This window comes from Corynebacterium axilliensis, assembly GCF_046097495.1.
Classification (GTDB): domain Bacteria; phylum Actinomycetota; class Actinomycetes; order Mycobacteriales; family Mycobacteriaceae; genus Corynebacterium.
In genome coordinates this window covers 2,030,426-2,054,375 of sequence record NZ_CP175768.1, presented here as the reverse complement: position 1 = coordinate 2,054,375, position 23,950 = coordinate 2,030,426, and the positions used below count along the sequence as shown (strand labels likewise).

Genomic DNA, 23,950 nt, shown 5'->3' with positions numbered 1-23,950 from the left:
ATAAATCGATAGTCGACCCGGACCGCGCCGCCCCGACAGCGCGCACCACACATTACTTCTGTGACGACCCTCCGGCGCGTGTGAGATTGCGAGAACCTCTCTAAGTTATGTTGAAACGCGCAGTGGCCATTTCCATGGCCTTTATTGGCGTCGTCGTCGGCGCCGGCTTCGCCTCCGGACAGGAGGCAATGCAGTACTTCGTGGCCTTCGGCAACTGGGGCCTGTGGGGCGTGGTGCTGGCCGCGGCCCTCATGATTGTCACCGGCATTGCCATCCTGCAGCTGGGCTCCTACTTCCAGGCAGACGAGCACACTGCCGTCTACGACAAGATCAGTGGCCCCATCATCTCCCGCGTGCTGGACTACGGCACGCTGGCCACCCTCTTCGCCATCGGCTTCGTCATGTTCGCCGGCGGTGGCTCCACCATCAGCCAGCAGTTTGAGGGCGTGCCGATCTGGGTGGGCGGCGCCGTCATGCTCGTGCTGGTGCTGCTCGTCGGCCTGCTCGACGTGGACAAGGTGACCTCCGTCATCGGCGCGATCACGCCGTTCATCATCATCTTCGTCGTCTTCGCCACCGGCTACACCATCCTCACCACGGACGTGGACTGGTCTGCGGCCAACAGCTTCGCCGTAGACAACGTCGAGACCCCCATGCACAGCTGGTGGCTGGCTGCGCTGAACTACACCGGCCTTAACGTCATGTGCGCGGTGTCCATGTCCATCGTTATCGGCGGCAACATCCTGGATAACCGCGCCGTGGGCCGCGGCGGCCTCTTGGGTGGCATCGTCTACCTCGTCCTGCTGGCTCTGCTCGTGGTCTCGCTGTACATGGTGGCCCCTGAGGTCAACGGCCAGGACCTTCCGGTGCTCACGCTCATCAACAACGTGAACCCCATTCTTGGCTACTTCATGACGTTCATCATCTACGGCATGGTGTTCAACACGGCCATCGGCATGTTCTACGCCATGGGCAAGCGCCTGACCCGCAAGAAGCCGAAGCTCTTCTACCCCGTCTACGCCGGCGCCTGCGTCGTGGGCTTCATCCTCTCCTTCGTGGGCTTCAAGCAGCTGGTCTCCAGCGTGTACCCGATTCTGGGCTACCTGGGCCTGCTCATGATTGCCGTCATGGTGATTTCCTGGATTGCGCAGCGAGACAAGATCACCTCCGAGTCCGACCGCCGCGTGCGCGCCCGCACCCTGGTTAAGCGCCGCCTGGACCCGCGTGAGCGCTTCACCAAGAAGAACCAGCGCGAGCTGCGCAAGCTGGCTGCGGCTTCCAACATGGAGACCGACGAGTTTGTCAATGCCGTGGCCGAGGAGATCCACGAGGAGCTCGAGGCCGACGAGGAGATCGAGTACGACCGCGAGGATCCGGATCCGTCCGTGACCTACGTCCAGCACACCAAGCCAGAGGTCCCGAAGAACTAGGAGCCCGACAGGGCTGAGAGCGCTCCCCTCTCACAACACGCGAAAGTCCGCCGCCAGAATTCTTTCTGGGGCGGACTTTTTCGATGCGGAAAACTGTGCGGCGCTTCAGCGCCGCGCGCTAGACCAGCAGCTCCGCGATCTGGATGGCGTTGAGGGCAGCCCCCTTGCGCAGGTTGTCGCCGGAGACTACGAAGACCAGGCCCTTGTTATCCGCAATCGTCTGGTCCTGGCGGATGCGGCCGACCAAGGACAAATCGATACCGGCGGCGGCCAGCGGCGTGGGGACGTCCACGACCTTGACGCCCGCGGCGGAGGAGAGAACTTCGCGGGCCTGCTCCGGGGTGATCGGGCGCTCGAACTCGGCGTGGACCACCATGGTGTGGCCGGTGAAGACCGGGATGCGCACGCAGGTGCCGGAGACCTTGAGCTCCGGAATACCCAGAATCTTGCGGGACTCGTTGCGCAGCTTCTGCTCTTCGTCGGTCTCCTCGGAGCCGTCGTCCACGAGGTTGCCGGCCAGCGGCACCGCGTTGTAGGCAATCGGGGCGACGTAGGGGCCGAGCTCGTCCTGCTCCACCTCGAGCACGGAGCCGTCGTGCGTCAGCTCCACATTCTGATCCCCGATGGAGGCCACCTGTTTGGCCAGGGTCTCCACGCCGGCCAGGCCAGAGCCGGAGACCGCCTGGTAGGAAGCCACGCGCATCGTGGTCAGCCCGGCGGCGTCGTGCAGCGCCTTGGTCACCGGCATGATCGCCATCGTGGTGCAGTTCGGGTTCGCGATGATCCCCTTGACCACCTTGTCCTTATCCTGCGGGTTCACCTCAGACACGATGAGGGGAACCTCCGGGTCCTTGCGCCACGCGGAGGAGTTATCCACCACGGTGGCGCCGGCCTCCGCGAACAGCGGGGCGTACTGCTTGGAGGTGGAGCCACCCGCGGAGAACAGCGCAATATCGATGCCGGCCAGGCTCTCCGCGGTCTGCTTCGCCAGGTCCTCAACCTCCACCTTTTCGTCGCGGAAGGTCAGCTCCTGGCCTGCGGAGCGCGCGGAAGCGAAGAAGCGAACCGAGTCAGCCGGGAAGTTGCGCTCCTCAAGAATGGACCGCATGACGCGGCCGACCTGCCCGGTAGCGCCTACAACAGCAACAGTGGTCATGACGTGTACTCCTTAATCCTTAGTGCAATCCTTGGTGGGGTTCTCTAGCGTCCGGTACCAGCGTAGACGGTGGCCTCTTCCTCGCCACCCAGCTGGAACTTATCGTGCACGGCCACCGCGGCCTTCTCCAGGTCCGCCTCCCGCGTTAGCACGGAGATGCGAATTTCAGAAGAGGAGATGAGCTCCATGTTGACGCCTGCGTCACGCAGTGCCTCGGTGAAGTCTGCGGTGACGCCCGGGTGGGACTTCATGCCGGCACCGACGAGGGAGACCTTGCCCACCTGGTCGTCGTAAAGCACGTTGGCCCAGTGGCCCTCCTGCTTGAGCTTGGCCAACAGCTCCATGGCGCGCGGGCCGTCGGCGCGCGGGCAGGTAAAGGTGATGTCCGTGGTGCCGGACTCCAGGGAGGAGACGTTCTGGAGAACCATGTCGATGTTGATTTCCGCGTCCGCGATGGTGCGGAAGACCTTGGCGGCCTCCCCCGGGCGGTCCGGGATGCCGAGGACGGTGACCTTGGCCTCGGAACGGTCGGTTGCGATACCAGTCAGTACTGCTTCTTCCACGGGGATATCCTCCATTGAACCGGCAACGAGCGTGCCGGGGTCGGTTGAATAAGATGAGCGAACTCGAAGGGGAACGTTGAACGCGCGGGCGTACTCCACGCTGCGCAGGACGAGAATCTTGGAGCCCACAGCGGCCATTTCCAGCATCTCCTCAAAGGAGAGCTTCTCCAGCTTCTGGGCGTCGGGGACGATGCGGGGGTCGGCAGTGTAGACGCCGTCGACGTCGGAGTAAATCTCACACACATCGGCCTTGAGCGCCGCCGCCAACGCCACCGCGGTGGTATCGGAGCCGCCGCGGCCCAAGGTGGTGACGTCGCGGGATTCCTTGTTCACGCCCTGGAAGCCCGCGACGATACAGATCTTTCCTTCGTCGAGAGCCTCGGTGAGGCGGCCCGGGGTGACGTCGACAATGCGGGCGTTTCCGTGGCGCTCAGTGGTGAGAACGCCGGCCTGGGAGCCGGTGAAGGACTGCGCGTGGGCGCCCAGGGATTCCACGGCCATGGCCACCAGCGCGTTGGAGATGCGCTCGCCGGCGGTGAGCAGCATGTCCATCTCGCGCTGCGGCGGGACCGGGTTGACCTGGGCAGCAAGATCCAGCAGTTCGTCGGTAGTGTCTCCCATGGCGGAGCACACGACAACCACGTCGTGCCCCTGCTTCTTGGTGGCCACGATGCGCTCCGCAACAGCACGGATGCGCTCTGCGCTCTCGAGGGAAGATCCCCCGTATTTCTGTACGACTAGGGCCACTGACGGTCCCACCTTTCGTTTTCGCGAGGGCCAATACCTGTCCGCCGCCCAATACCTATAGAGCGGCAGTCAACTTCTTTAGCCTACCGCCCTTCCGGCCCTACCGAAACACAAGTTGCCTATTAATTCCGGGTAGGGTGGACACGATGTTTTCAAGTCTGCTTGCCGTCACATTCGCGCTGGCCTCGGCACTAGTCGTGGCCTGGGGCACAGTCATACGCCACCGCATTGTTCTTGACGCGAGCTCCAGCACCGTCATGCGCACCGCGTTGCGGACCCCACTGTGGTGGGTAGGCACCGGGGCAGCCGTACTGGCCTACGCCCTGCAGCTCGTCGCGCTCAGTTTTGGCACCCTGCTCGTGGTACAGCCCATCCTAGTGCTCTCGCTGATGTTCACGCTGCCGCTGGCTGCCTGGTATTCGCGCCGCCCCATGCCGGCGCGGGAGGTCATCTGGTGCATCGCGCTCACCATCGCTGTCGGCATCCTAGTGGTCTACGGCCGCCCCACTGCCGGCCTCACCACGCCCTCCTGGTCCCAGTGGTGGCCCGCCTTCACGCTCGGCGCGCTCGCGCTCATCGGCCTGTTCGTTATGGCTCGCAAGCGCCCGTCGGAAGCCGCCCTCGCTTTAGGCTCCGCCTGCGGCATTCTCTACGGCTATGTCGCGCTGGTGGCCAAGGCCGTGGTCGATGTGTTCTCGCACGAAGGCCCCGTTTCCACCCTGGGCAGCTGGGAGCTTTACGCGCTCATCGCGCTCGCCGCAGGCGGCACGGTGATCCAGCAATATTCCTTTCACGCCGGCGCGCTGGCCCACTCGCTGCCGGCCATGACCATCATGGAGCCCATCGTGGCCTTTGGCCTGGGCTACTGGGTATTAGGGGAGAAATTCCAGGTCAGCAGCGCCGCCGGCTGGTGCGTCATGGCCGGCTCCCTACTGGTGATGATCGTGGGCACCATCGTGCTCTCCCGCGTGCCGGTTAATCCGGGTTCCATTACACGCTCCTCCAGCTAGATAGCCCACTCGAAGACGACCAGCATGTAGGCGGAGAACCACGCCGACCACAGCACCCACGCAGCAATACCGGCCCACCCTGCCCGCGGCGTGCGGCCAGCCACGGCCCGCACGGCCCACGGGATAAAAAGCACCGCGGCAGGCAGCAGCAGGCGCGGGCGGGAGTGCTGGATGCCGCTGGAGAGCAACACGTTGGCCATGAGCACCGCGCTGAACCACCACGCCACCGGCTGAACCTTTCCCCACGTCACCGCGAGCAGCACCGGCACGGCCAGGATGGCCAGTGCCGTGAGAAGGTAGCCCACATTCGTCGCCTCAGTGAGCGCCTTCCACACAAAACGCACCGTGTCCGCTCCCCCGTCAAAGGCGGAGTCCCAGTACTTTTCTTGGATGCCGAAGTAGCCACCGGCATCCGCCAGGTAGTGCTGCGTCCACAGCAGGTAAGCGGGGAGCGGCATGGCAGCCAGGCACAGGCCTAGCCAGGCGCGCCAGTTACGGCGCCCGTAGAGCAGCACCCACAGCCCGAAGACCACGAGGAAGTCCACCGCGGTCAGGCGGGTCAGCGCGAGCCCGAACCCGAACAGCCCAGCGCGCCACCACACGCGGTCATCCAGTGCCACGAGCCCCCATACCGCCAGAGCACCAAAAAGCGCCTCGCTGTACGGCATGGAGAAAACGATGGACATCGGCGCGCTCGTTACCACGATGGCGGAGGCGATCTGCCCGCCCTGCCTCGCGCCGAGGCGCCGCGCCAGCACCATCACCCCCGCTGCCAGCACCGCCACCAGCAGGGTATTAATAAGGAGCGCGGCGAGGGCGATGTTGATGCCGGTCCAGCTGACGATCTTGAGGAGTAGGGGAAAGCCCGGGAAGAAGGCCATCGTCTTCTCGTACACCGGACCGTCAAAGGCAATGTCGGCGTCGAGGTACCCGGCGCGGGCAATCGCCACATAATATTCAGCATCCCAGGCCAAAAGCTGGTCCCACAGCTCCTGGCCGTTGGCCGCAGCCAGAACCTCCAGCACCGCGATGCGTATGGCCGCGCCCAGCACGGCGATAACGAGGGAAACTAGCGCGATGCGCGGGGCGCGGGGCGCCGAGCTGCCGGCCCTTACTGCGGGTCTCACTGTATGCACGCAGGACATCTTAGCCACACCCTGCCCGCGTCTCATTGTGTGAAATTGGTTGCCACATAGTGAGAGGGCTTGTATTGTGGCTCACATGATTACGCGGCATTCCCTCCTCCTTAGTAGCCGCGGCGGGATTTAGGTTCGTGACCTCACGGCCAGCGGCCCGTCGCGGAGCGCGGTGTTGCCCTCACCGCAGCTGGCCGTACACGGCACCTACACACTCCAAGGAAGAGTTCACCTATGTCCCCCACTGATTCTTTTATCTCCGCTCCCCGTGACATCACCACCCCCTCTGGCCCCCGCCGCGAGGGACAACCCGCGTGGAACAAGCAGCGCGGTTCCTCCATGCCGGTGGACCGCTACTTAAGCTTTGCCACAGAGGTTGAGCCCGTCGAGTTGCCGGACCGCACGTGGCCGAACAAGACCATTACCGCCGCGCCGCAGTGGTGCGCGGTGGACCTGCGCGATGGCAATCAGGCGCTCATTGACCCCATGTCCCCACAGCGCAAGCACCGCATGTTCGACCTGCTGGTGAAGATGGGTTACAAGGAGATCGAGGTAGGTTTCCCGTCCGCCTCCCAGACGGACTTCGACTTCGTGCGCGAGATCATCGAGGGCGACAAGATTCCGGATGACGTCACCATCCAGGTACTGGTGCAGGCCCGCGAACACCTCATTCGCCGCACTTTTGAAGCGTGCGAGGGTGCAAAGAACGTCATCGTGCACTTCTACAACTCCACTTCGAAGCTGCAGCGCCGCGTAGTATTCCGCAAGGACCGCCCAGCCATCAAGAAGCTGGCTACCGACGCCGCTGAGCTCATCAAGTCCATTGCCCAGGACTACCCGGAAACCAACTGGCGGTGGGAGTACTCGCCGGAGTCCTTCACCGGTACCGAGCTGGGCTTCGCCGCCGAGGTCTGCGACGCGGTGGTGGACATCATGGAGGCCACCCCGGAGAACCCGATGATCATCAACCTGCCGTCCACGGTGGAGATGATCACCCCGAACGTCTACGCCGACCAGATCGAGTGGATGCACCGCAACCTGGCCAAGCGTGATTCCATCATCCTGTCCCTGCACCCGCACAACGACCGCGGTGAGGGTATCGCCGCCGCCGAGCTGGGCTACCTGGCCGGCGCGGACCGCATCGAAGGCTGCCTGTTTGGCAACGGCGAGCGCACCGGCAACGTGGATTTGGTCACCCTGGGCCTGAACATGCTGACCCAGGGTGTGGATCCGCAGATCGATTTCTCCGATCTGCCCAAGATCCGGGAGACGGTGGAGTACTGCAACCAGCTGCGCGTGCCGGAGCGCCACCCCTACGGCGGCGAGCTGGTGTTCACTGCTTTCTCTGGTTCCCACCAGGACGCCATCAACAAGGGCCTGGATGCGCTGGCCCAGGAGGTCCGCCCCGGCGCCATCAACACGGACGTGTCCTGGGAGGAGCTGCAGGGCACCACCTGGGAGGTGCCGTACCTGCCCATCGACCCGAAGGACGTGGGCCGCGATTACCAGGCGGTTATCCGCGTGAACTCGCAGTCCGGCAAGGGCGGCGTGGCCTACATCATGAAGACCGACCACGGCATCAACATGCCGCGTGCCATGCAGGCGGAGTTTTCCTCGGCCGTGCAGGCGGTGACCGACGCCGAAGGTGGCGAGGTCAACTCCAAGAACATGTGGGATATCTTCGCCACCGAGTTCTTGGACCGCACCGCGCCGCTGGAGCTGATCTCCTTCCAGGTGGACAATTCCACCACCGACGAGGAGAACGCTAAGGTCACCGCCACGGTGGTGTACAACGGCGAGCGTCACGTCGTCTCCGGCAGCGGCAACGGCCCCATCGCCGCCTATGCCAACGCCCTGGAGGGCGTGGGCATCGATTTCGAGGTCATCGACTACTCGCAGCAGTCCCGTACCGCGGGCGATGACGCCGAGGCGGCCTGCTACATCGCCGCCGACGTCAACGGCACACAGGTCTGGGGCGCGGGCATCGCCGGTTCCACCACGCGCGCCTCCATCAACGCCATTACCTCCGCCGTCAACCGCGCGGCCTAACCGCTACTCCTAACCGCAACGCCCAATCACAATCACAAGGAAGACCAAAAGTCTCTATTAGTACGCACAAGTCCGCCCGCGCCCACCCGGCCCGCCACGCACCACCCCACCCAGGGCAGGCCCCCGGGAAGGCGCGGGCGGTCTGTGTAGCGGGGCGCTACCTCGGCACTTCCCCTAACTCTAAAGTCACACCGCGTTTGCGTGTGTCTTTCACGCTTGTCTTCATAAGAATAGATATAATCTTTCGCCCCGAATGCAACCTTTTTGTCAGGGCGTGAGGTGTGACATTGCGCTGGGCAGCACGGCTTGTAGACAGGGGGCGGCACGCGGTAGGGTGAGAGCTGATTACAGATTTTTGCAAAATTTTTGCCACCATCCACGGTGGTTACTCAGGATGCAGAACACCACGCCCTCCCGTACCAGGCGCACCGTACCCCGTCGAAGGCGAGCACTATGACGAACACCAACTTCGTGGTCCCACACCACGGCTTTGGTGATCCCTGCCGCCTTTCTGTGCACAACATCAACCCGGAAGTCTTCCTCTCCATGTTCGAGGAGGCAGACACGTCCCACCTCATCCCCGTGACGTTGTGCGGGCACTCCAGCTCGGGGTTCCGCGTCCGCCACGAGGACACCGTTGTCGGCACCATTTCCGTGGACCAGTCCCACCCCTACTCGGAGCTGGACTGGATCATCGCTGCCGGGCTTCGCCCGCAGGTCATGGCCTCCATCAGCATGTGCCAGAGCTGCGCTGATGACGAGGACGACACCGTCCCCTCCTTCGACGTTCTGCTTCCCCAGCCAGGCTTGTGCGTTCCCAGCAACAACCCTCCGGAGCAGCGCTGGGGGCTTCTCGACGGTGACGCGGCGCTACACACCACCGACTTCACCATTCCGGCCAAGGAACTGCCGGACCACGCCGATCACGTCCTAGTCACCCTGAAAAATAGGCGGCACCTGTTCCTCCGCTCCGTCCAGGTTTTCGTGGACAACGCCCTCGTGGCCACCATCCCTCACAGCAAGGCGGGTTGGTTGGCAGACACCGTCGCCGGGTACAACCACGAGGGCCTCATTGCTGTCGCCCGTGCCTACTACGCCGTGGAGGACGGCAGTCCGTCCTTGACCATCTACGCCAGCGAATCTAACGCTCCCAGCGCCCTGGCTTTGGGCAGCGCGGGTGTACTCACCGCCGCCACCGTGGGCGTGACCGAGCTGGCCACCGCACGTGCAAAGGCAGCGGCCGCCACTCCGGCGCCCGACGTGCCCGAGCCAGCCACGTCCACCGCAACCAGCAGTGCTACGACCAGCACGGCGAGCGAATCGACGGCTGGCGTTGCCGCGACGGCAAGCCCGTCCAGCGCTTTAGGCTCGGCTGCTGCCGCCGGCGCGCAGCTAGCGGCCACCAGCACCGGGCTGAAGCTGGCCTGCGCAGCCAGCGTCGCGGTCATCATCGGCGGTACGGCAAACTTCGCCACGTCGTTGGTGTCCCTCAAGTCTTCCGACGAGCACGTCACCGGCTCCGCGCTGGAGGCCTACAACAACCCAATCCTTAACCCCCAGGACGTCGACGTTGTCGACGCGGCCGCGACCAGCAGCGCCATGCAGGATATGGGTGACGGCCGCATGTGGGGCGGCGATACCGAAATCCGCCCCCTGGACAAGGAGACCCGCGCACACTCCGCCGGCCTGGATGGGACAGCAGAACCTGCTGAGCCATCGGAGCCGTCGGAGCCTTCCGAGTTCTCTGGCTCTTCGGTGACGCGCAGCGACTCCACCGCCACCGCCCGCGCCACGGGTTCCAGCCCCGCACCAGCAGAGGCGCAGCCGTCTGCCGCCGCCACCCCGCGCGCAACGAAGGCCGCGACGAAGGCACCGGCCCCGCACGCGAAGCCTGCCCCAGAGGCAACGAGTCCTGCCACCGAGCCGGCTCGCCCGAACACGCCGCGCCCCAACGGCAACCACTCCGGTGGACACGGCGCGCACGTCGGCATCCCGACGTTCCTCGAGATTCCTGGGGTCCCCGAGGTATCGGACTCTGCTGGAAACTCGGAGCCCAACGAGCCCGCGGAGCCCACCAAGCCGACCAAGCCGACTTCAGCGGCTACCCCGTCCACGCGGGAGACGGTTCCCACCACCACCAAGGTGTTGCTCACGGCCACGCGCGAGATCCCCGACGATGAAGGCTCGGAGGTACCCATGGTGCCGCTGGAGCCGACCGAAGAGGAGTCCGGCGAAGAGGAGACCAGCACCGACACCACGTCGGCGGCGCCAACGACTTCGACCACTGCAGCACCGTCGACCACCGCGGCACCGTCGACCACTGCGGCGACCGCTACGACGCCGTCGTCTTCAACGACGAAGCCCAGCACGACTGCGGCATCAACCACGGCAAAGGCCACGGCTACTGCAACGTCCACAACTCCGACTAGCTCCTCGTCGTCTACAACGACGAAGCCCAACACGACCACGGCATCAACCACGGCAAAGGCAACGACAGAGCCAACCGCAGAGCCAACGACGAAGGCGGAACCGACGCCGACCCCGACGCCGACGGTGACGGAGGAGGAGACGGCGACCGAGGAGACGTCGCCAGTCACGGCAACGTCCGAGGCCACCCCTGCATCCCCGTCGTCTGAGAAGACGGCGCAGGACACGCCGACCGAGACCGTGGAACCGTCTGCGACCTCTGGGCCCACCGAGCTTGCAGAACCCACCGAGATCGCGCCGCTACCGCTCGAACCGGCAGAGCCCGTAGAGCCCGTCGAACCCGTGGAGCCGAGCGAGATCGCGCCGCTACCGCTCGAACCGGCAGAGCCCGTAGAGCCCGTCGAACCCGTGGAGCCGAGCGAGCCCTCTGAGCCTGCAGAGCCAGTAGAACCCACCAACCCGACCGATCCCACCGCGCCCACCAACCCGGACGGCGTGATGATCATCATCGAGGTGGACTAGCCCCTACCCCGGTAGCGGATTACGTGTGCCCTTTCCCGGTTCCGCGGGGTTCGGGTACTAAACTGTGAACAATGACTACACGACCCGGATCTGCCGACTCCACAGCGCACAACAATGCTGCGGAGCAGACAGGTGCGGTGCCCTCCCCCAGCCCCAAGCCGGGCCCGCGGCCCAAGCCCGCTGAGAAGGGCAAGAAGGACGCCGCCCACACCAAGGGCGGGGATGGCCGCAAGGACAACGCGCGGGACGAGGCGCTTGCCGCATTCCCCTTGGTGGCGCTGAGCATTCAAACCACGGGCATCCACCCCTCCACCGGGCGGTTGCTCACCGTGGACGCCCTCACCTTTAACGATGCCGGTGAGACCGGCCAAGAATTCCACGCCGTGCTCAACCCCGATGGCGATCCCGGCCCGCGGCACCTCCACGGGCTGAGCGTCGAGGAGATTAAGGCCGGGCAGTCCTTCTCCGCGCTGCTCAAGCCGCTGGACAGGCTTATCGACGGCCGCACGCTCATCGTCCACGACACCACCTACACCTGGGGTTTTATCGTGGCCGAGGCGCGACGCGCGATGACCGCTGCCGCCCGCCAGAACCGCGCACGCAACCGCAACCGCTCCAAGGGACGCCGGCGCCGCTTCAAGGTCGGGCACGTGCCCACCCCGGTCACCATCGTGGATACCCTAGCCACCGCCCGCCGCCAGGGCGTGTGGGGCACCGATGTGCGCTTGGCCGCCGTCGCAGCCGCGACTGGACTCGATGCACCGTCGCCGAAGGCCAGCACGGAGCGCGCCCTGCGCCCCGAAAAGGAAACCTCCCGGGAAACCACCCGCCTGCTGGTGGAGCTCTACCGCGCCCAGCGCGGCGGCACGCTTAGCACCGCCGAGCCCGATGACCTGCGCGGTGACCGCTTCGGCCTGCAGCGCTCCCACGTGCGCGTGGACGCGGCCGAAGCACCCCGCCAGCACCACAACCCGGGCGCGTACGTGCCGGGCAAGGAACTGATCCGCGGCATGGAGATCGTCGTCGCCCCGGAGATTACCGAGGACCCCGACACCATCATCGCCGCCCTCGCCCGCGAGGAGCTCAACTACTCCGAGAAACTCACGCGCGAGACCTCCCTGGTGGTGTGCAATATCACCACTGACCTGGTGGGAAAGCCCATGCACGCCCACCGCAAGGACATCCCGCTCATGTCGGACACCGCGTTCCTCGCGGCCTTGGAACGCATCGAGGACGCCACCGAGCCGGAGGACTCTCAGGACTCCTCCAGTAATGGAGGCTCCGCGCAGCGCTCCGGCGGTTCCCGCACCGGGCAGGGCGGCCAGGGCAGTCACGGCGGCGGCCAGAGCAACCGCAGCCGCTCCTCCAATAGCCGCCGTCGCCGCTCGCGCCGCAAGTCTGGGAACAAATCCGGCACCAAGGCTGGCAACCGACAGAACGCCTCCGCCGACGCACAGGCAGAGAACGGGTCCACCGCTGCGCAGAACGACGGCGGTTCCGCGAAGAACAACGGCGCACAGGGAGCCGGAAACACCGGCGGTGGCGGCAACCGAAATGGCGGGCGCGGCGGCAACGGCCGGCGGCGTCGGCGCCGCGGGGGCCGGGGACGTCGCGGACAGGGCCAGCAGAATCAACAGAAGCAATCGAGCCAGCAAAATTCGGGACACAACCGCTCCCGCACCACCGATCAATAGGTCCCCACGACTACCCTGGGGAGCATGAATTTCAACCTCCGAAACGCGCTGAGCTCAGCGCGTACGACGGTCGCGACGTCCGCCGCGACGCTGGCCACCACCGCCTCGCGCGCCACCGGCCGCGGTGCCGGCGGAATGATCGGTGGCCTCATCGCCGGCGCCATTGACCCCACGATCATGGAAAGCCTGGCCAAGAACCGGCCCTCCGTGCTGGTGACCGGCACCAACGGCAAGTCCACCACCACCCGCATGCTCGCCGCCGCCGTGCGCGCGGAGCACACCGTGGCCACCAACGACGGCGGCGACAACATGGACGCCGGTATTATCTCCGCACTCCTGGCGGGCAAGGACGCCTCCCACCTGGTCCTGGAGGTCGACGAGCTCCACGTGCCGCATGTGGCCGACAAGCTCAACCCCGCCGCGCTGGTGCTGCTCAACCTCTCCCGCGACCAGCTGGACCGCGTGGGCGAGATCAACAAGATCGAGCGCGCCCTGCGCGGCGCCGTGGAGGCACACCCGGACATGCTGGTCATCGCCAACTGCGACGACGTGCTCATGACCTCCGTGGCCTACGACGCCAAGAACGTCATCTGGGTCTCCGCCGGCGCTGGCTGGATGGGCGAGTCCGTGACGTGCCCGCGTACCGGCGGCCACATCGTGCGCGACGGCGAGGACTGGGGTGCGGTCAAGCCGCTTGCCGATGGCCGCGAGTTCCGCCGCCCCACCCCCACCTGGGCCGTGACGGAGGAAGGAATTGTGAGCCCGGAAGGCGTCGATAAGCTGCGCCTATCCCTCCCGGGACGCGCCAACCGCGGCAATGCCGCCCAGGCTGTCGCCGCTGCGGTGGAGGCCTTCGGCGTGGACCGCCACAAGGCCATTGCCGCCGCCGAGGGCGTGGACGATGTGGCCGGGCGCTACTCCACCATCACCCTGGGCAACCGCACGATCCGCTTGCTGCTGGCCAAGAACCCGGCCGGCTGGCAGGAGGCGCTGTCCATGGTGGACCGCGACGCCGACGGGCTGGTCATCGCCGTCAACGGCCACGTGGCCGACGGCACCGACATGTCCTGGCTGTGGGACGTGCGCTTCGAGGACTTCGAGGGCATCGCGGTAAAGGCCGCCGGCGAGCGCGGCACGGACCTGGCAGTCCGCCTGGTGTACGCAGATATCTCACACGAGCTCATCGCGGACCCGCTTACCGCCATTGAGTCCTGTCCGGAGGGCCGCATCGAGGTGCTGGCCAACTACACCGCCTTCCGCGATCTGAAGAAGGCGCTCAACGCCGCAGTAAAGGAGCACTCCAATGACTAGCCTGCAGATTGGCCTCATCCTGCCGGACGTGCTGGGCACCTACGGCGACGACGGCAACGCCCTGGTCCTGCGCCAGCGCGCCCGCATGCGCGGAATCAAGGCGGAGATTGTCCCCATCAAGCTGGGCGAAGCAGTCCCCGATTCCCTCGACGTCTACACCGTCGGCGGCGGCGAGGACACCGCACAGATCCTCGCCGCGGAGCACCTCATTGCCGATGGCGGACTGACCCGCGCGGCCGCCGCTGGCACCCCGGTCCTGGCCATCTGCGCCGGCCTCCAGGTGCTCGGCGAATCCTTCCGTGCGTCCGGCCGCGTGGTGGATGGCGTGGGGCTTATCGACGCCACCACGGCTTCCATGGCCGAGCGCGCCATCGGCGAAGTGGCGTCCGCGCCCACCCAGGCCGGTATCACTGCCGAGCTCACCGAGCCGCTCACCGGCTTTGAGAACCACATGGGCGCAACCATCCTGGGCCCGGCCGCCAAGCCGCTGGGCACGCTCACCCGCGGCACCGGCAACGCCGATACGGCCGCCACCTACGACCTGTCCGACGCCACCGCCCAGCGCGCCGCCGAGGGCGCGGTCCAGGGCAGCGTCATCGCCACCTACATGCACGGCCCCGTCCTGGCCCGCAACCCGCAGCTGGCAGACCTCCTGCTGGCGAAGGCCACCGGCGTGGCGCTGAGCGAGCTCGAGCCGCTCGATATCCCCGCCGTCGAGCGCCTGCGCACCGAGCGCTTCGCGGCCTCCGAGCCGCCGCGCTCGCAGCGCTAGACCGTCAGGCGGCCGCTCAGCGCGCGGGAGAGCGTCAGCTCGTCCACGAACTCGAGGTCGCCGCCCAGCGGCATGCCGGAGGCCAGCCGCGTGATCTTCAGCCCCGGGAAGTCACGCAACAGCCGCACGAGGTAGGCCGCGGTGGCCTCGCCCTCGGTGTTGGGGTCGGTAGCGAGGATGACCTCGGTGATCTCCGGGGTGTCGTCGTACAGCGGCTCCTCCGGAGTCGAATCCGCCAGCTCGCGGTCCGGCAGGACACCGCCGAGGCGCTGCAGCAACTGCGAGATGTTTAGGTCCTTCGGCCCCACGTTGGCCAGCGGGTCCAGCGCCCCGCCAAGCACGTGGTAGCGGCCCTCATACTCGCCGGTGCGCTCAATGACCTGGATGTCCTTCGGCTCTTCCACCACGCAGATGGTGGAGGCGTCACGCTGCGAGTTGATGCAGATGCGGCAGACCTCCTCCCGGGAGATGTTGCAGCAAATGCGGCAGAAGGTCACGCCATCGCGCACCGCGCCCAGCGCCTTCTGCAGGCGGTCAATGTCCTCGGGGTCCTGGTGCAGCACGTGGAAGGCAATGCGCTGTGCCGACTTGGGCCCAATGCCCGGCAGGCGCGAGAACTCATCGATGAGATCCTGCAATGGTCCTTCAAACACGCGATGCTCCCCTTACTGTGAAAAGTCCGTCGCCGCGCGGCGAACGGTGAGTGATGTGGCCTAGACAAACACAAAGGCCGCGCCGCCCTCCCACCGGGGAGGGCAACAACGGCCTTACAGTCTAACGCGCGGCTTACTGGTTTCCGCCGAAGACATCCTTGATGGACGGGCCATCGTAGTCCTGCTGGGACTGGCCCATGCCCTGGGACAGCGGACCGATCTTCTCCTGGGCCAGGCGGCCGGCGGCATCGTGCGCCTCGTTGAAGGCACCGACGATGAGGTCCTGGAGGGTCTCGATATCGTCCGGGTTCACCACGGACTTGTCGATGCTGATGTCCTTGAGCTCAGCGCCACCGGTCATGGTCACCTTAACCAGGCCGTTACCTGCGGTGCCCTCAACGGTGGTGGCCAGAATTTCCTTCTGGGCCTTCTCCAGCTCAGCCTGCACGCGGGCAGCCTGGGCCAGGATCTCGTTCATGTCGTTTGCCTGCTGCATCGGATCGTTCTCGGTCATGCTAAAAGTCCTTTCGTACGAGTTTTTCGCTACCCGCCAAGTGTACAGATGACGCGCTAGAGTCGCCGCGCCCCTAGCTCTTTGGCGAGCAGCTCCATAGCGACCTCCGTGGCGTTGCGATGGTCCATCTCGCCAACGCTTTGGGCGGCCTCCATCATCTCGCGCTCCTCATCGTCCCGGGAGTACGCCTGCTGGGGTGCGGGGGCCTGCTGCGGCGCCGTCTGCTGCAACGCTTGTGGCCCCTGGCCTGCGTGGTTGTGCGGGGAACCAGCTCCCGCCGGCGGGCCGTACTCCTCCGGCGGTGCTTCGAATTCGCCCTCGTCCGGGCCGGGCTCGGGTGGGAGCGGAACCCCGTTTCCGAACTTGGGAACCTTGGCGAATTCTTCGTCGCGCTGCGCCGCTACCTGGCTTGCCTGAGCAATGCGTGATCGCCACTGGCTGCCACGGGCCTCCCTCTTTGGGGGCACTGCCGGCCCCCGTTGGGGCGGATCCTGGCGCTGCGGTTCCTGGCGCTGCGGTTCCTCGCGCCGCTGCGCGGGCGCATTCTCCGGCGCCTGCGGCGGCACCTGCCCTGGCGCCGAAGACTGCTGCGCCGGTTCGGAAGCCTGCTCCGTCGTTTTAAACGACGACGCCTGCCCGCCGATTTGGCGGGGCGCTCCCCACGGATCGTCGCTGGCGGGCGCGCTCTGCCCGCTCTGTTCCTCGGCCTGAGTCGCGGACTCGGTGCCCTGCTCCGGCGCGTCGGTGCGCTCAGGGGCCTTTTCAGGCGCAGATTCAGTGTCCGGCTCGCGGTCTACGCCGGTGGGTGACTCAGTGCGTGCTGGACTCGCCGGACTCTCTGCCTCCTGTTCTGGCTCGGAGGCCTCACGCTGCGGCTGATTAGGGTTCCACTGGGTGCGCTGGACCGGCTCCTCCACGGTGAAGCCGTGTGCTTTTGGGTCTGTGCCAATGACGCATTCGACCGTCAGATCGCGGTTGAGCTCGTCCTTCAGCACACCCGCGATAGCAGAGTTGTTGGGCTCCGCATTGATGCGCTCCGCCAGCGCGCCGGTGGTGTGCCCCAACACCAGCGTGTTATCGCGAACGCCAAGGACGCGAGCTTCCGCGAGCATAATCTCCGCCACCTTGTTCCGGCGGCCGATGGTCACGCGCAGATCGGACCACTTCTGGCGAATCTCCGCGGCTAGGTCGGCAGAAGGTTGGTCCTGCTGCGGTTGCTCCGGCTGGCGTTCCTGGGGCTGGGCGTGAGTTTCCTCAGCCTGCGGCTGGTCCGGACGCGGTGCCTCCGACTGAGCCTGGTCACGCTGTACCGCAGCGGGCTCGGCCTGCGGCGGCTCCTGCTCGCGCGCCGGCTCCGGCTGCTGTTGCTCAGGCCGCTGCTGCGGCTCCGGCTGCTGCGGCTCCGGCTGTGGCGCCTCCGATTGCTGCGGCTCCGGTTGTTGTGCTTCCGGCTGCTGCGGCGCGTTCTGCTGCTGCGCTGCGTTCTGCTTCGCGGCCTGGCGGCTGCGGCGCTGCGCAATGATGGCGGCTGCCGCGGCGGCGGGATCCTGGGCGCCGGAGACCGCGGACTGCGGGCGCTGGGCCGACGCGGAACCTGGGGCCTGCCCCTGCGCTCCTTGAGAGCCGGGCTGGCCGGCAGCAGAGGATCCACCAGCCGGTGGTGCGCCAGCGCCCTGCTGAGCGGCAGCGGGCAACTGGCCAGCGGCCGCGGCGGCGGGCGCGGAACCGACGATGAGGTGCGCGCAGAGAATTTCCAGGAGCAGGCGCGGCGAGGTAGCACCGCGCAGGGAAGACACGCGCGCATTAACGGTTTCTGCCAGGTACGCCAGCTGCGGGCCGCTGAAGCGCTGGGCCTGGGCAGTGAGGATTTCCCCGCGGTCAGTCGGCGCGGAAACCAGCCCCTCCTCCAGGGCAGACGGCACCGCCTGGATAATCATGAGATCGCGCAGGCGGTCCAACAGGTCAATGGCAAAGCGGCGGGGCTCGTGGCCGGCCTCAATGACATCATCGACTAACCGAAACAGACCAGCCTTGTCCTGATTCGCCAGGGCCTCCACGGTGTTGTCCAATAGGCCCAGGTCGGTCACGCCCAGCAGCGGACGGGCAACGTCGTACGTCAGGCCATCCGGCCCGGCACCGGCCAGCAGCTGGTCCAGGATGGACAAGGTGTCACGCGGCGAGCCGCCGCCGGCCTGAATGACCATGGGGTAGACCGTGTCATCCACGTGGACGTTTTCCGAGGCCACGGTTCGCTCCAGCAGGCCCTTCATGGCCGGCGGGGTCAGCAGGCGGAAGGGATAGTGGTGGGTACGCGAACGAATGGTGCCGATGATCTTTTCCGGCTCCGTCGTGGCGAAGATGAAGATGACGTGCTCCGGCGGCTCCTCCACCACCTTCAGCAGCGCGTTGGCGCCGGAGGCGGAGATCATGTGCGCCTCATCGATGATGAAGATGCGGTAGCGCGACTCCGCCGGGGCGTAGTAGGCGCGATCCCGCAGCTCACGCATGTCCTCCACGCCGTTGTGGGAGGCCGCGTCGAGCTCCGTGACGTCCAGATTGCCCGGTCCGCCGGGGGCCAGGGACACGCACGAATCGCACACGCCACACGGTGTGGACGTGGGCCCCTGCTCGCAGTTGAGCGAGCGAGCCATGATGCGCGCAGAAGAGGTCTTTCCGCAGCCGCGCGGGCCGGAAAAGAGGTACGCATGGTTAATGCGCCCCGCGTCGAGGGCGGCGGACAGCGGGGTGGTGACCTGCTCTTGGCCTACCACTTCCGCGAACGTTGCTGGACGATATTTCCGGTAAAGAGCCACGGTTAGTCAGTCTAGCGTCTCGCCCCGACACACGGATCAGGCGATAATCTCCAGCCGCCTTACCCGGAAAGCTTTACTCGGTGCGCCGCCAATCCAGCAGATCGATGCCCTGCTCCCCCACGGCCTGCTGCAGGGCGGGAACGCCTTCGTCGACGGCGTAGGCATATTCGGCGTCGGTCAGCATGAGCAACTGGCACACCAACGTCAGGCGCCCCTCCTCCGCCAGCTGCGGGGTCTGTCCGCCCCACAGGTACGGCGCGATGAGCACGCCGTGCCGGACGCTCAGCTGCGCAAAGCGCTCGTCCTCGGCGGCGAAAAGATTAGGCAGCAGCAGGCCCGGCTGCGCCGGCAGAACACCCGCCGCCTTGGTAATAAGCGCCGCCGCGGACGTCACCGCCGCGGCGACCTCCGCCTGCCCGGTGCGGGCGACAGAGAGAAGCTCGCAGCGGACATCGACACCCTGGTCCGCGTGGGCCAAGCCGGTGTCGGTATCGGCGAAGTCACAGGTGACGGCGAGGGATTGATCGTCGTCAAGCGCGGCCAACCCCACGCGGTGCCCCTCGACGTTTTTGAACTCGAGGTCGACCGGAATGACCTGGTCCAGCCAGTAGGCCGTCTCGTCAGCGTTGATGGCCTTATGCCCCCAACTTCTCCAGGGCGGCGAGCAGCACGCAGGTAGCCACGCCGTCCATCGCGGCCTCCACCTCTTCCTGCGGCGGCAGGGACGGAGCCAGGCGGATGTTGCGGTCGTTGTCATCCTTGCCGTGCGGGTAGGCCGAACCAGCCTTGGTCAGCAGGATGCCGGCGTCACGCGCCAGCTCCCACACGCGGGTAGCGGTGCCATCCACCACGTCGAGCGAGATGAAGTAACCGCCCTCCGGCTCGGTCCACTGGGCCACGTCGTACTGGCTCAGGCGCTTGTCCAGGATGCGCAGGACTGCCTTGAACTTCGGCGCCAAGAGCGCGGAGTGGCGGCGCATGACCGCGCGCACGCCCTCCGCGGAACCGAAGAACTCGTAGTGCGCCAGCTGGTTGATCTTGTTCGGGCCAATGCCGCGCTTGCCGGAGTACTGCAGGTACCACTCCAGGTTCGCGGCGGAAGTGCCGAAGAAGCTGACGCCGGCACCGGCGAAGGTGATCTTCGACGTCGAGGACATAGCCCAGAAGCGGTTGGGGTTGCCCTCCTGCTTCGCAATCTCCAGGATGGGGAGAATCTCCGGGAAGTCCTCAGTGAGGGTGTGCACGGCGTAGGCGTTGTCCCACACAATGCGGAAGTCAGGTGCGGCGGCCTCCATCGAGGCCAGGCGGCGGGCCTTCTCCTCCGAAATGACAGCACCCGTGGGGTTGGCAAACATCGGTACCACCCACATACCCTTGACCTGCGGGTCCTTGACCAGCTCCGCCACGGCGTCCACGTCCGGGCCGTCCTCCAGCATGGGCACCTGGATAAGCTCAAAGCCGAAGGTCTCCGTGATGGCGAAGTGGCGGTCGTAGCCCGGGGTCGGGCAAATCCACTTCACGGTCTCTTCCTGGGCCCAGGGGCGCTCCGAGTCGTTGGTACCAAAGGTGTAGGCCCACGAGATGAGGTCGAACATGATGTTCAGGGAAGACGAATCCGCCGCGATGAGCAGCTCCGGGTCCATGTTGGTGAGCTTGCCCCACAGTTCGCGCAGCTCCTTGATGCCCTTCGAGTTACCGTAGTTGCGCAGGTCATTGCCGGCAGCATCGGTGTAGTTGCCCAGGCCCGGCAGCGTCAGCAGATCATTGGACAGATCCAGCTGTACCTTCGAGGGCTTGCCGCGGGTCAGGTCGAGGTTGAGACCCTTGGCCTTGAGATCCTCGTACTCCTTGCGCACCTGGGTGGCAAGGTCATCCAGCTCGGACTTTTCCAGCTTGAGAAGCGACATCCGTCTACCTTCCGGAGTGTGTTGCGAATATGTGGCCCCTATCCTAACCCCCAGCGCCCCCATTTCGTGCGAAAGCCCGAATATAAAAAAGGGGACCCCGCGCACCCGCCAGAGCCTCCTGACCCTTGCTGCATTCCTGCCCTGGGGGAGTTCAGAGGATGGACGCCACGCGGAATCCTGCCGCCTAGCCTAGCGTGCCTTGCTTGCCGACGCCAAACCGCTCGCCCCTTCCGCCACCCACCAGACCCCTACCCCACGGTTGCTCCGACGCGCCCGGCGCACAGCGCCCCATATTTTCCCATTTTCTGCCCTGACCTGGCGATTTTGCATCATTAGGGGCCTCATGTAATGTTTTTCAGCGGAGGATTCGACTAGCGGCCTATGTCACACGCCTGGAACGCGTGCGGGAGTCACATCCCTCAGGGGTTCAAATCCCCTATCCTCCGCCACTGTCCCGGCTCTTCGGAGCCGGGACTTTTTTCGTTTTCTCTTAACCCGGGTAGGTCATGCACGTGGCCTCCGAGGGCTACCAAGCACGCCCCGACAAGCCCCGACGTTCACGGTATATAGCGGCCAGAAATTCGAAACTTTTCGCCCTTACTTGCCGTGAACGACAGTGTAGAGTGTGGTGCGAAGTCCCTCGGGTTGGGGTTCACAGACACTGACTCTGTGTTCCTCCGAGGATTTTTACGTTTTGAGGTAGCGGCAAGGGCCATTCTGGAGCCTTGATGGCACAGCATGTCGGCGCGGCGTGGGGCGTGCTCCCCAGCGGTGGGGAAAGAACCTCGCCCAAGGCCGGGATTAATAGAGACAAGGTTTAGAGTAGTTAAGTCCCTCAGGCGCAGACACGCCCATCTCAATCTCTACCCTTCCCGAGGAGTTCCCCGGACATGCCAAGACCGGTTGATTCGCACACCTCCTACGTCCCGGCTATCGACGGCCTTCGTACCGTCGCCGTGCTCGGCGTTCTGATCTACCACCTCAACCCGTCGTGGTTGCCCGGTGGATATCTAGGAGTCGGCATGTTCTTTACGCTGTCGGGTTACCTCATCACCGCGAACTTGATGCGCAGCTACCGCCGCGGCAAGGGTTTGGGCCTGCCCACGTTCTGGCTGCGCCGCTTCCGGCGCCTCGTCCCCGCCGTTGTGCTCATGCTAGTGGCGGTGCTGCTGCTTACCGTGTTCTTCGACCTGCCCAAGTTGGGCGAGAACGCCAGCCACTCCCTCAGCGCCTTGTTCTACGTCAACAATTGGCACGTCATCCTAGAGGGCCAGTCCTATTTTGACCGCTTTGCCGGTCACGCGCCGCTGGATCACATGTGGTCGCTGTCCGTGGAGGAACAGTTCTACCTGTTCTGGCCGTTGATTCTGTTCGTCCTGCTCAAGCTCACCCGCGGCAAGCGCGCCCCGCTGGTCATCAGCACGCTCGTGCTGGCGGCGGTGTCCTTCGGCTGGATGGCCTTCCTGTTCAACACCGGTGCTGACGCCACCCGCGTCTACGAGGGCACCGACACCCGCGCCGGCGGCATCCTCCTGGGCGCGGCGTTGGCCATCGCGCTGACTAACGCGCACGGCTACCGCATCCCGCCGCGCGCGCTCACCATCCCCGCCGCGCTGCTCGGCGTGCTGGGTATCGGTGCTCTGTTTTGGCTGCTGCCAGACTACTCCCCGAACCTGTACAACTGGGGCCTTCTGGCCCTGTCCGCGGCCAGCGTCGCGGTCATCACCGCCGCCTTGGACAAGCGCACGCTGACCTCTAAGTTCTTCGGCCTCACGCCGCTGCGCTGGATTGGTGAACGCTCCTACGGCATCTACCTGTGGCACCTGCCCGCAATCGTCTTCATCCCGCAGTGGGAGAACCTGCCGTGGGCGCATCCCGTGCTGGTCACCGTGGTGGCCATTGCGCTGGCGCACATTTCCTGGACGTTGGTGGAGGATCCGATCCGCCGCCACGGCGTCGTCACGCCGCTGAAGCAGTGGTGGGCTCAGCGCCACACGCTGCCGCGCATGGGCCTGGCCGTCCCGGCCACCCTGCTCGCCGCGGTCGTGACCATGGGCATTCCGGCAGCCTGGAATACCTCGCTGGACCAGGCCGAGCAGCCCGGCGCGCAGCAGATGGGAGTCAAGATTGGCGGCGACGGCCCAGCCCCGGCACCGGGTAAGTCCGCCCAGGCCAGCGAATCTGACCAAACCGAGGGCGCGGCACCTTCCTCCTCGGCCGAGACCGCTGACAGCAAGGATGCTGCCGCCCAGGCGGGAAAGACACGCTGCACCACCGTCATCCACGTGGGTGATTCCACGTCGATTGGCATGTTCGATGATGGCTACCTCTCGGATCCCCAGCGCAACGCGCAGGTGACCTACAAGAACGTCGGCGCACAGAACGTCGTGGCGGATGTGACGGGCGCACGCTCCACCGTGGAGTCCCTCGAGGGCGATCCCGCCATCCGGGATTCCGTGCAGCAGCTGCTGGACCAGGGCTACGGCGAGGATGCGTGCTGGATCATCGGCGCGGGCGTGAACGACGCCGCCAACCGCGCCGTGGGCGGATCCGGCGAGGAGGATTGGCGCGTGGACCAGATCATGGAGCTGCTGGGTGATGCCCCCGTCCTGTGGCCCACCGCCGCCACCAACCGCGATTCCGGCGCGTACGACAACGCCAACATGGCGCCGTTTAATGAGGCACTGCTTGCCGCCCGTGACCGCTACCCCAACCTCGTGGTCTACGACTGGGCCTCCGACGTCCACCAGGAATGGTTCCTGCCCGGCGATGACGTGCACTACCAGACCGAAGGTAACGAGAAGCGCGCGGAGTACTTCTCCAAGGCGCTGACCCTCGCCTTCCCGGCGGACGGCTCCACGCCGAAGGAGCAGCTGGTCAAGGTAGAGAACTAACCAAAGGTGGGCGGCTCCACGCCGTCCTCTTTGAGCCACTCCACGTGCGGCGGGGTGTTCATGCCCCACTCCGTGCGGGCGAGCAGGAAGGCGTGGGCCACCTCCTCCTCGCTGTAGCCGCCATCGCGCAGGTACTGCCGGAAGCCGTTGGACCCGGGCTCCTTAATCCACAGCCAGACGTAGTCCTCCAGCGTGTGGTCCCCCAGGATGTCCTCCATGCCCGCCGGGAGGAACTCGCGGCCTTCGCGCACGCGGGACTCTAAGTCCTCCTCGAAGAAGTCGTAGAGGTAATCCAGCCCCTCGGCCCGCTGGGCGTAGTCGAAAGCGTCCATCGCGCTCCTCCTTTTCTAGC

Annotated in this window: 17 protein-coding genes, 1 tRNA gene and 1 other RNA gene; 9 read left to right on the top strand and 10 right to left on the bottom strand. The window is 65.8% G+C overall.

What is annotated here, in order from left to right; all coding sequences use genetic code 11:
- The first annotated feature begins 107 nt into the window (after window positions 1-107).
- Window positions 108-1,430 carry a YkvI family membrane protein gene (locus ACKFR8_RS09885; protein WP_306508242.1) on the top strand — a complete coding sequence of 441 codons (1,323 nt, stop codon included), beginning with the start codon at window positions 108-110 and terminating at the stop codon, window positions 1,428-1,430.
- A gap of 118 nt (window positions 1,431-1,548) precedes the next feature.
- On the opposite strand, the gene ACKFR8_RS09880 is transcribed toward ACKFR8_RS09885, so the two are convergent.
- Together ACKFR8_RS09880 and ACKFR8_RS09875 are read right to left on the bottom strand one after the other, a co-directional pair.
- Window positions 1,549-2,586, bottom strand: a complete 1,038-nt coding sequence (locus tag ACKFR8_RS09880; RefSeq protein WP_408929946.1) for an aspartate-semialdehyde dehydrogenase — start codon at window positions 2,584-2,586, stop codon at window positions 1,549-1,551.
- Window positions 2,587-2,630: 44 nt separating this feature from the next.
- On the bottom strand, window positions 2,631-3,896 hold the full coding sequence (locus ACKFR8_RS09875; protein WP_296135089.1) for an aspartate kinase: 1,266 nt from the start codon (window positions 3,894-3,896) through the stop codon (window positions 2,631-2,633).
- A gap of 146 nt (window positions 3,897-4,042) precedes the next feature.
- Between ACKFR8_RS09875 and ACKFR8_RS09870 the strand changes: the two genes are divergently transcribed.
- On the top strand, window positions 4,043-4,906 hold the full coding sequence (locus ACKFR8_RS09870) for a DMT family transporter (protein ID WP_408929945.1): 864 nt from the start codon (window positions 4,043-4,045) through the stop codon (window positions 4,904-4,906).
- Here ACKFR8_RS09870 and ACKFR8_RS09865 read toward each other — a convergent pair.
- Complete coding sequence (locus tag ACKFR8_RS09865; RefSeq protein WP_408929944.1) at window positions 4,903-6,051, bottom strand: mannosyltransferase family protein; 1,149 nt, start codon at window positions 6,049-6,051, stop codon at window positions 4,903-4,905. The genes ACKFR8_RS09870 and ACKFR8_RS09865 overlap by 4 nt on opposite strands.
- A gap of 225 nt (window positions 6,052-6,276) precedes the next feature.
- On the opposite strand from ACKFR8_RS09865, the gene leuA reads away from it, so the two are divergent.
- The 5 genes from leuA to ACKFR8_RS09840 all read left to right on the top strand — a co-directional run bounded on the left by leuA (window position 6,277) and on the right by ACKFR8_RS09840 (window position 14,817).
- Window positions 6,277-8,091: a 2-isopropylmalate synthase gene (leuA, locus tag ACKFR8_RS09860; protein WP_408929943.1), complete on the top strand. Its 1,815-nt coding sequence runs from the start codon at window positions 6,277-6,279 to the stop codon at window positions 8,089-8,091.
- 453 nt (window positions 8,092-8,544) lie between these two features.
- Window positions 8,545-11,040 (top strand): hypothetical protein, encoded by a 2,496-nt coding sequence (locus tag ACKFR8_RS09855; protein WP_408929942.1) that lies wholly within the window; start codon window positions 8,545-8,547, stop codon window positions 11,038-11,040.
- A gap of 71 nt (window positions 11,041-11,111) precedes the next feature.
- Window positions 11,112-12,734 carry a DNA polymerase III subunit epsilon gene (locus ACKFR8_RS09850; RefSeq protein WP_408929941.1) on the top strand — a complete coding sequence of 541 codons (1,623 nt, stop codon included), beginning with the start codon at window positions 11,112-11,114 and terminating at the stop codon, window positions 12,732-12,734.
- 24 nt (window positions 12,735-12,758) lie between these two features.
- On the top strand, window positions 12,759-14,045 hold the full coding sequence (locus tag ACKFR8_RS09845; RefSeq protein ID WP_408929940.1) for a Mur ligase family protein: 1,287 nt from the start codon (window positions 12,759-12,761) through the stop codon (window positions 14,043-14,045).
- Window positions 14,038-14,817, top strand: a complete 780-nt coding sequence (locus ACKFR8_RS09840) for a type 1 glutamine amidotransferase (protein ID WP_408929939.1) — start codon at window positions 14,038-14,040, stop codon at window positions 14,815-14,817. Before ACKFR8_RS09845 ends, ACKFR8_RS09840 begins: the two co-directional genes overlap by 8 nt.
- Here ACKFR8_RS09840 and recR read toward each other — a convergent pair.
- From recR to ffs, 6 genes are all read right to left on the bottom strand, one after another.
- Complete coding sequence (recR, locus tag ACKFR8_RS09835; RefSeq protein ID WP_039673215.1) at window positions 14,814-15,470, bottom strand: recombination mediator RecR; 657 nt, start codon at window positions 15,468-15,470, stop codon at window positions 14,814-14,816. The genes ACKFR8_RS09840 and recR overlap by 4 nt on opposite strands.
- Window positions 15,471-15,603: 133 nt before the next feature.
- Window positions 15,604-15,984, bottom strand: coding sequence for a YbaB/EbfC family nucleoid-associated protein (locus ACKFR8_RS09830; RefSeq protein WP_296133006.1), 381 nt, complete (start codon window positions 15,982-15,984; stop codon window positions 15,604-15,606).
- 56 nt (window positions 15,985-16,040) lie between these two features.
- Window positions 16,041-18,797, bottom strand: a complete 2,757-nt coding sequence (locus tag ACKFR8_RS09825) for a DNA polymerase III subunit gamma and tau (protein WP_408929938.1) — start codon at window positions 18,795-18,797, stop codon at window positions 16,041-16,043.
- A 73-nt stretch (window positions 18,798-18,870) separates the two neighbouring features.
- Window positions 18,871-19,347 (bottom strand): hypothetical protein, encoded by a 477-nt coding sequence (locus ACKFR8_RS09820; RefSeq protein WP_408929937.1) that lies wholly within the window; start codon window positions 19,345-19,347, stop codon window positions 18,871-18,873.
- An 85-nt stretch (window positions 19,348-19,432) separates the two neighbouring features.
- Complete coding sequence (locus ACKFR8_RS09815) at window positions 19,433-20,704, bottom strand: aminotransferase class I/II-fold pyridoxal phosphate-dependent enzyme (RefSeq protein WP_408929936.1); 1,272 nt, start codon at window positions 20,702-20,704, stop codon at window positions 19,433-19,435.
- A gap of 83 nt (window positions 20,705-20,787) precedes the next feature.
- Window positions 20,788-20,886, bottom strand: an RNA gene (gene ffs, locus ACKFR8_RS09810) — signal recognition particle sRNA small type.
- Between the two features lie 178 nt (window positions 20,887-21,064).
- Here ffs and ACKFR8_RS09805 point away from each other — a divergent pair.
- Window positions 21,065-21,153, top strand: a tRNA-Ser gene (locus ACKFR8_RS09805).
- Between the two features lie 441 nt (window positions 21,154-21,594).
- A complete protein-coding gene (locus tag ACKFR8_RS09800) occupies window positions 21,595-23,598 on the top strand; it encodes an acyltransferase family protein (RefSeq protein WP_306507844.1) in 2,004 nt (667 codons plus the stop codon).
- Here ACKFR8_RS09800 and ACKFR8_RS09795 read toward each other — a convergent pair.
- Complete coding sequence (locus ACKFR8_RS09795) at window positions 23,595-23,930, bottom strand: hypothetical protein (RefSeq protein WP_306507845.1); 336 nt, start codon at window positions 23,928-23,930, stop codon at window positions 23,595-23,597. The two genes, ACKFR8_RS09800 and ACKFR8_RS09795, sit on opposite strands and share 4 nt — an antisense overlap.
- Between the last annotated feature and the right edge of the window lie 20 nt (window positions 23,931-23,950).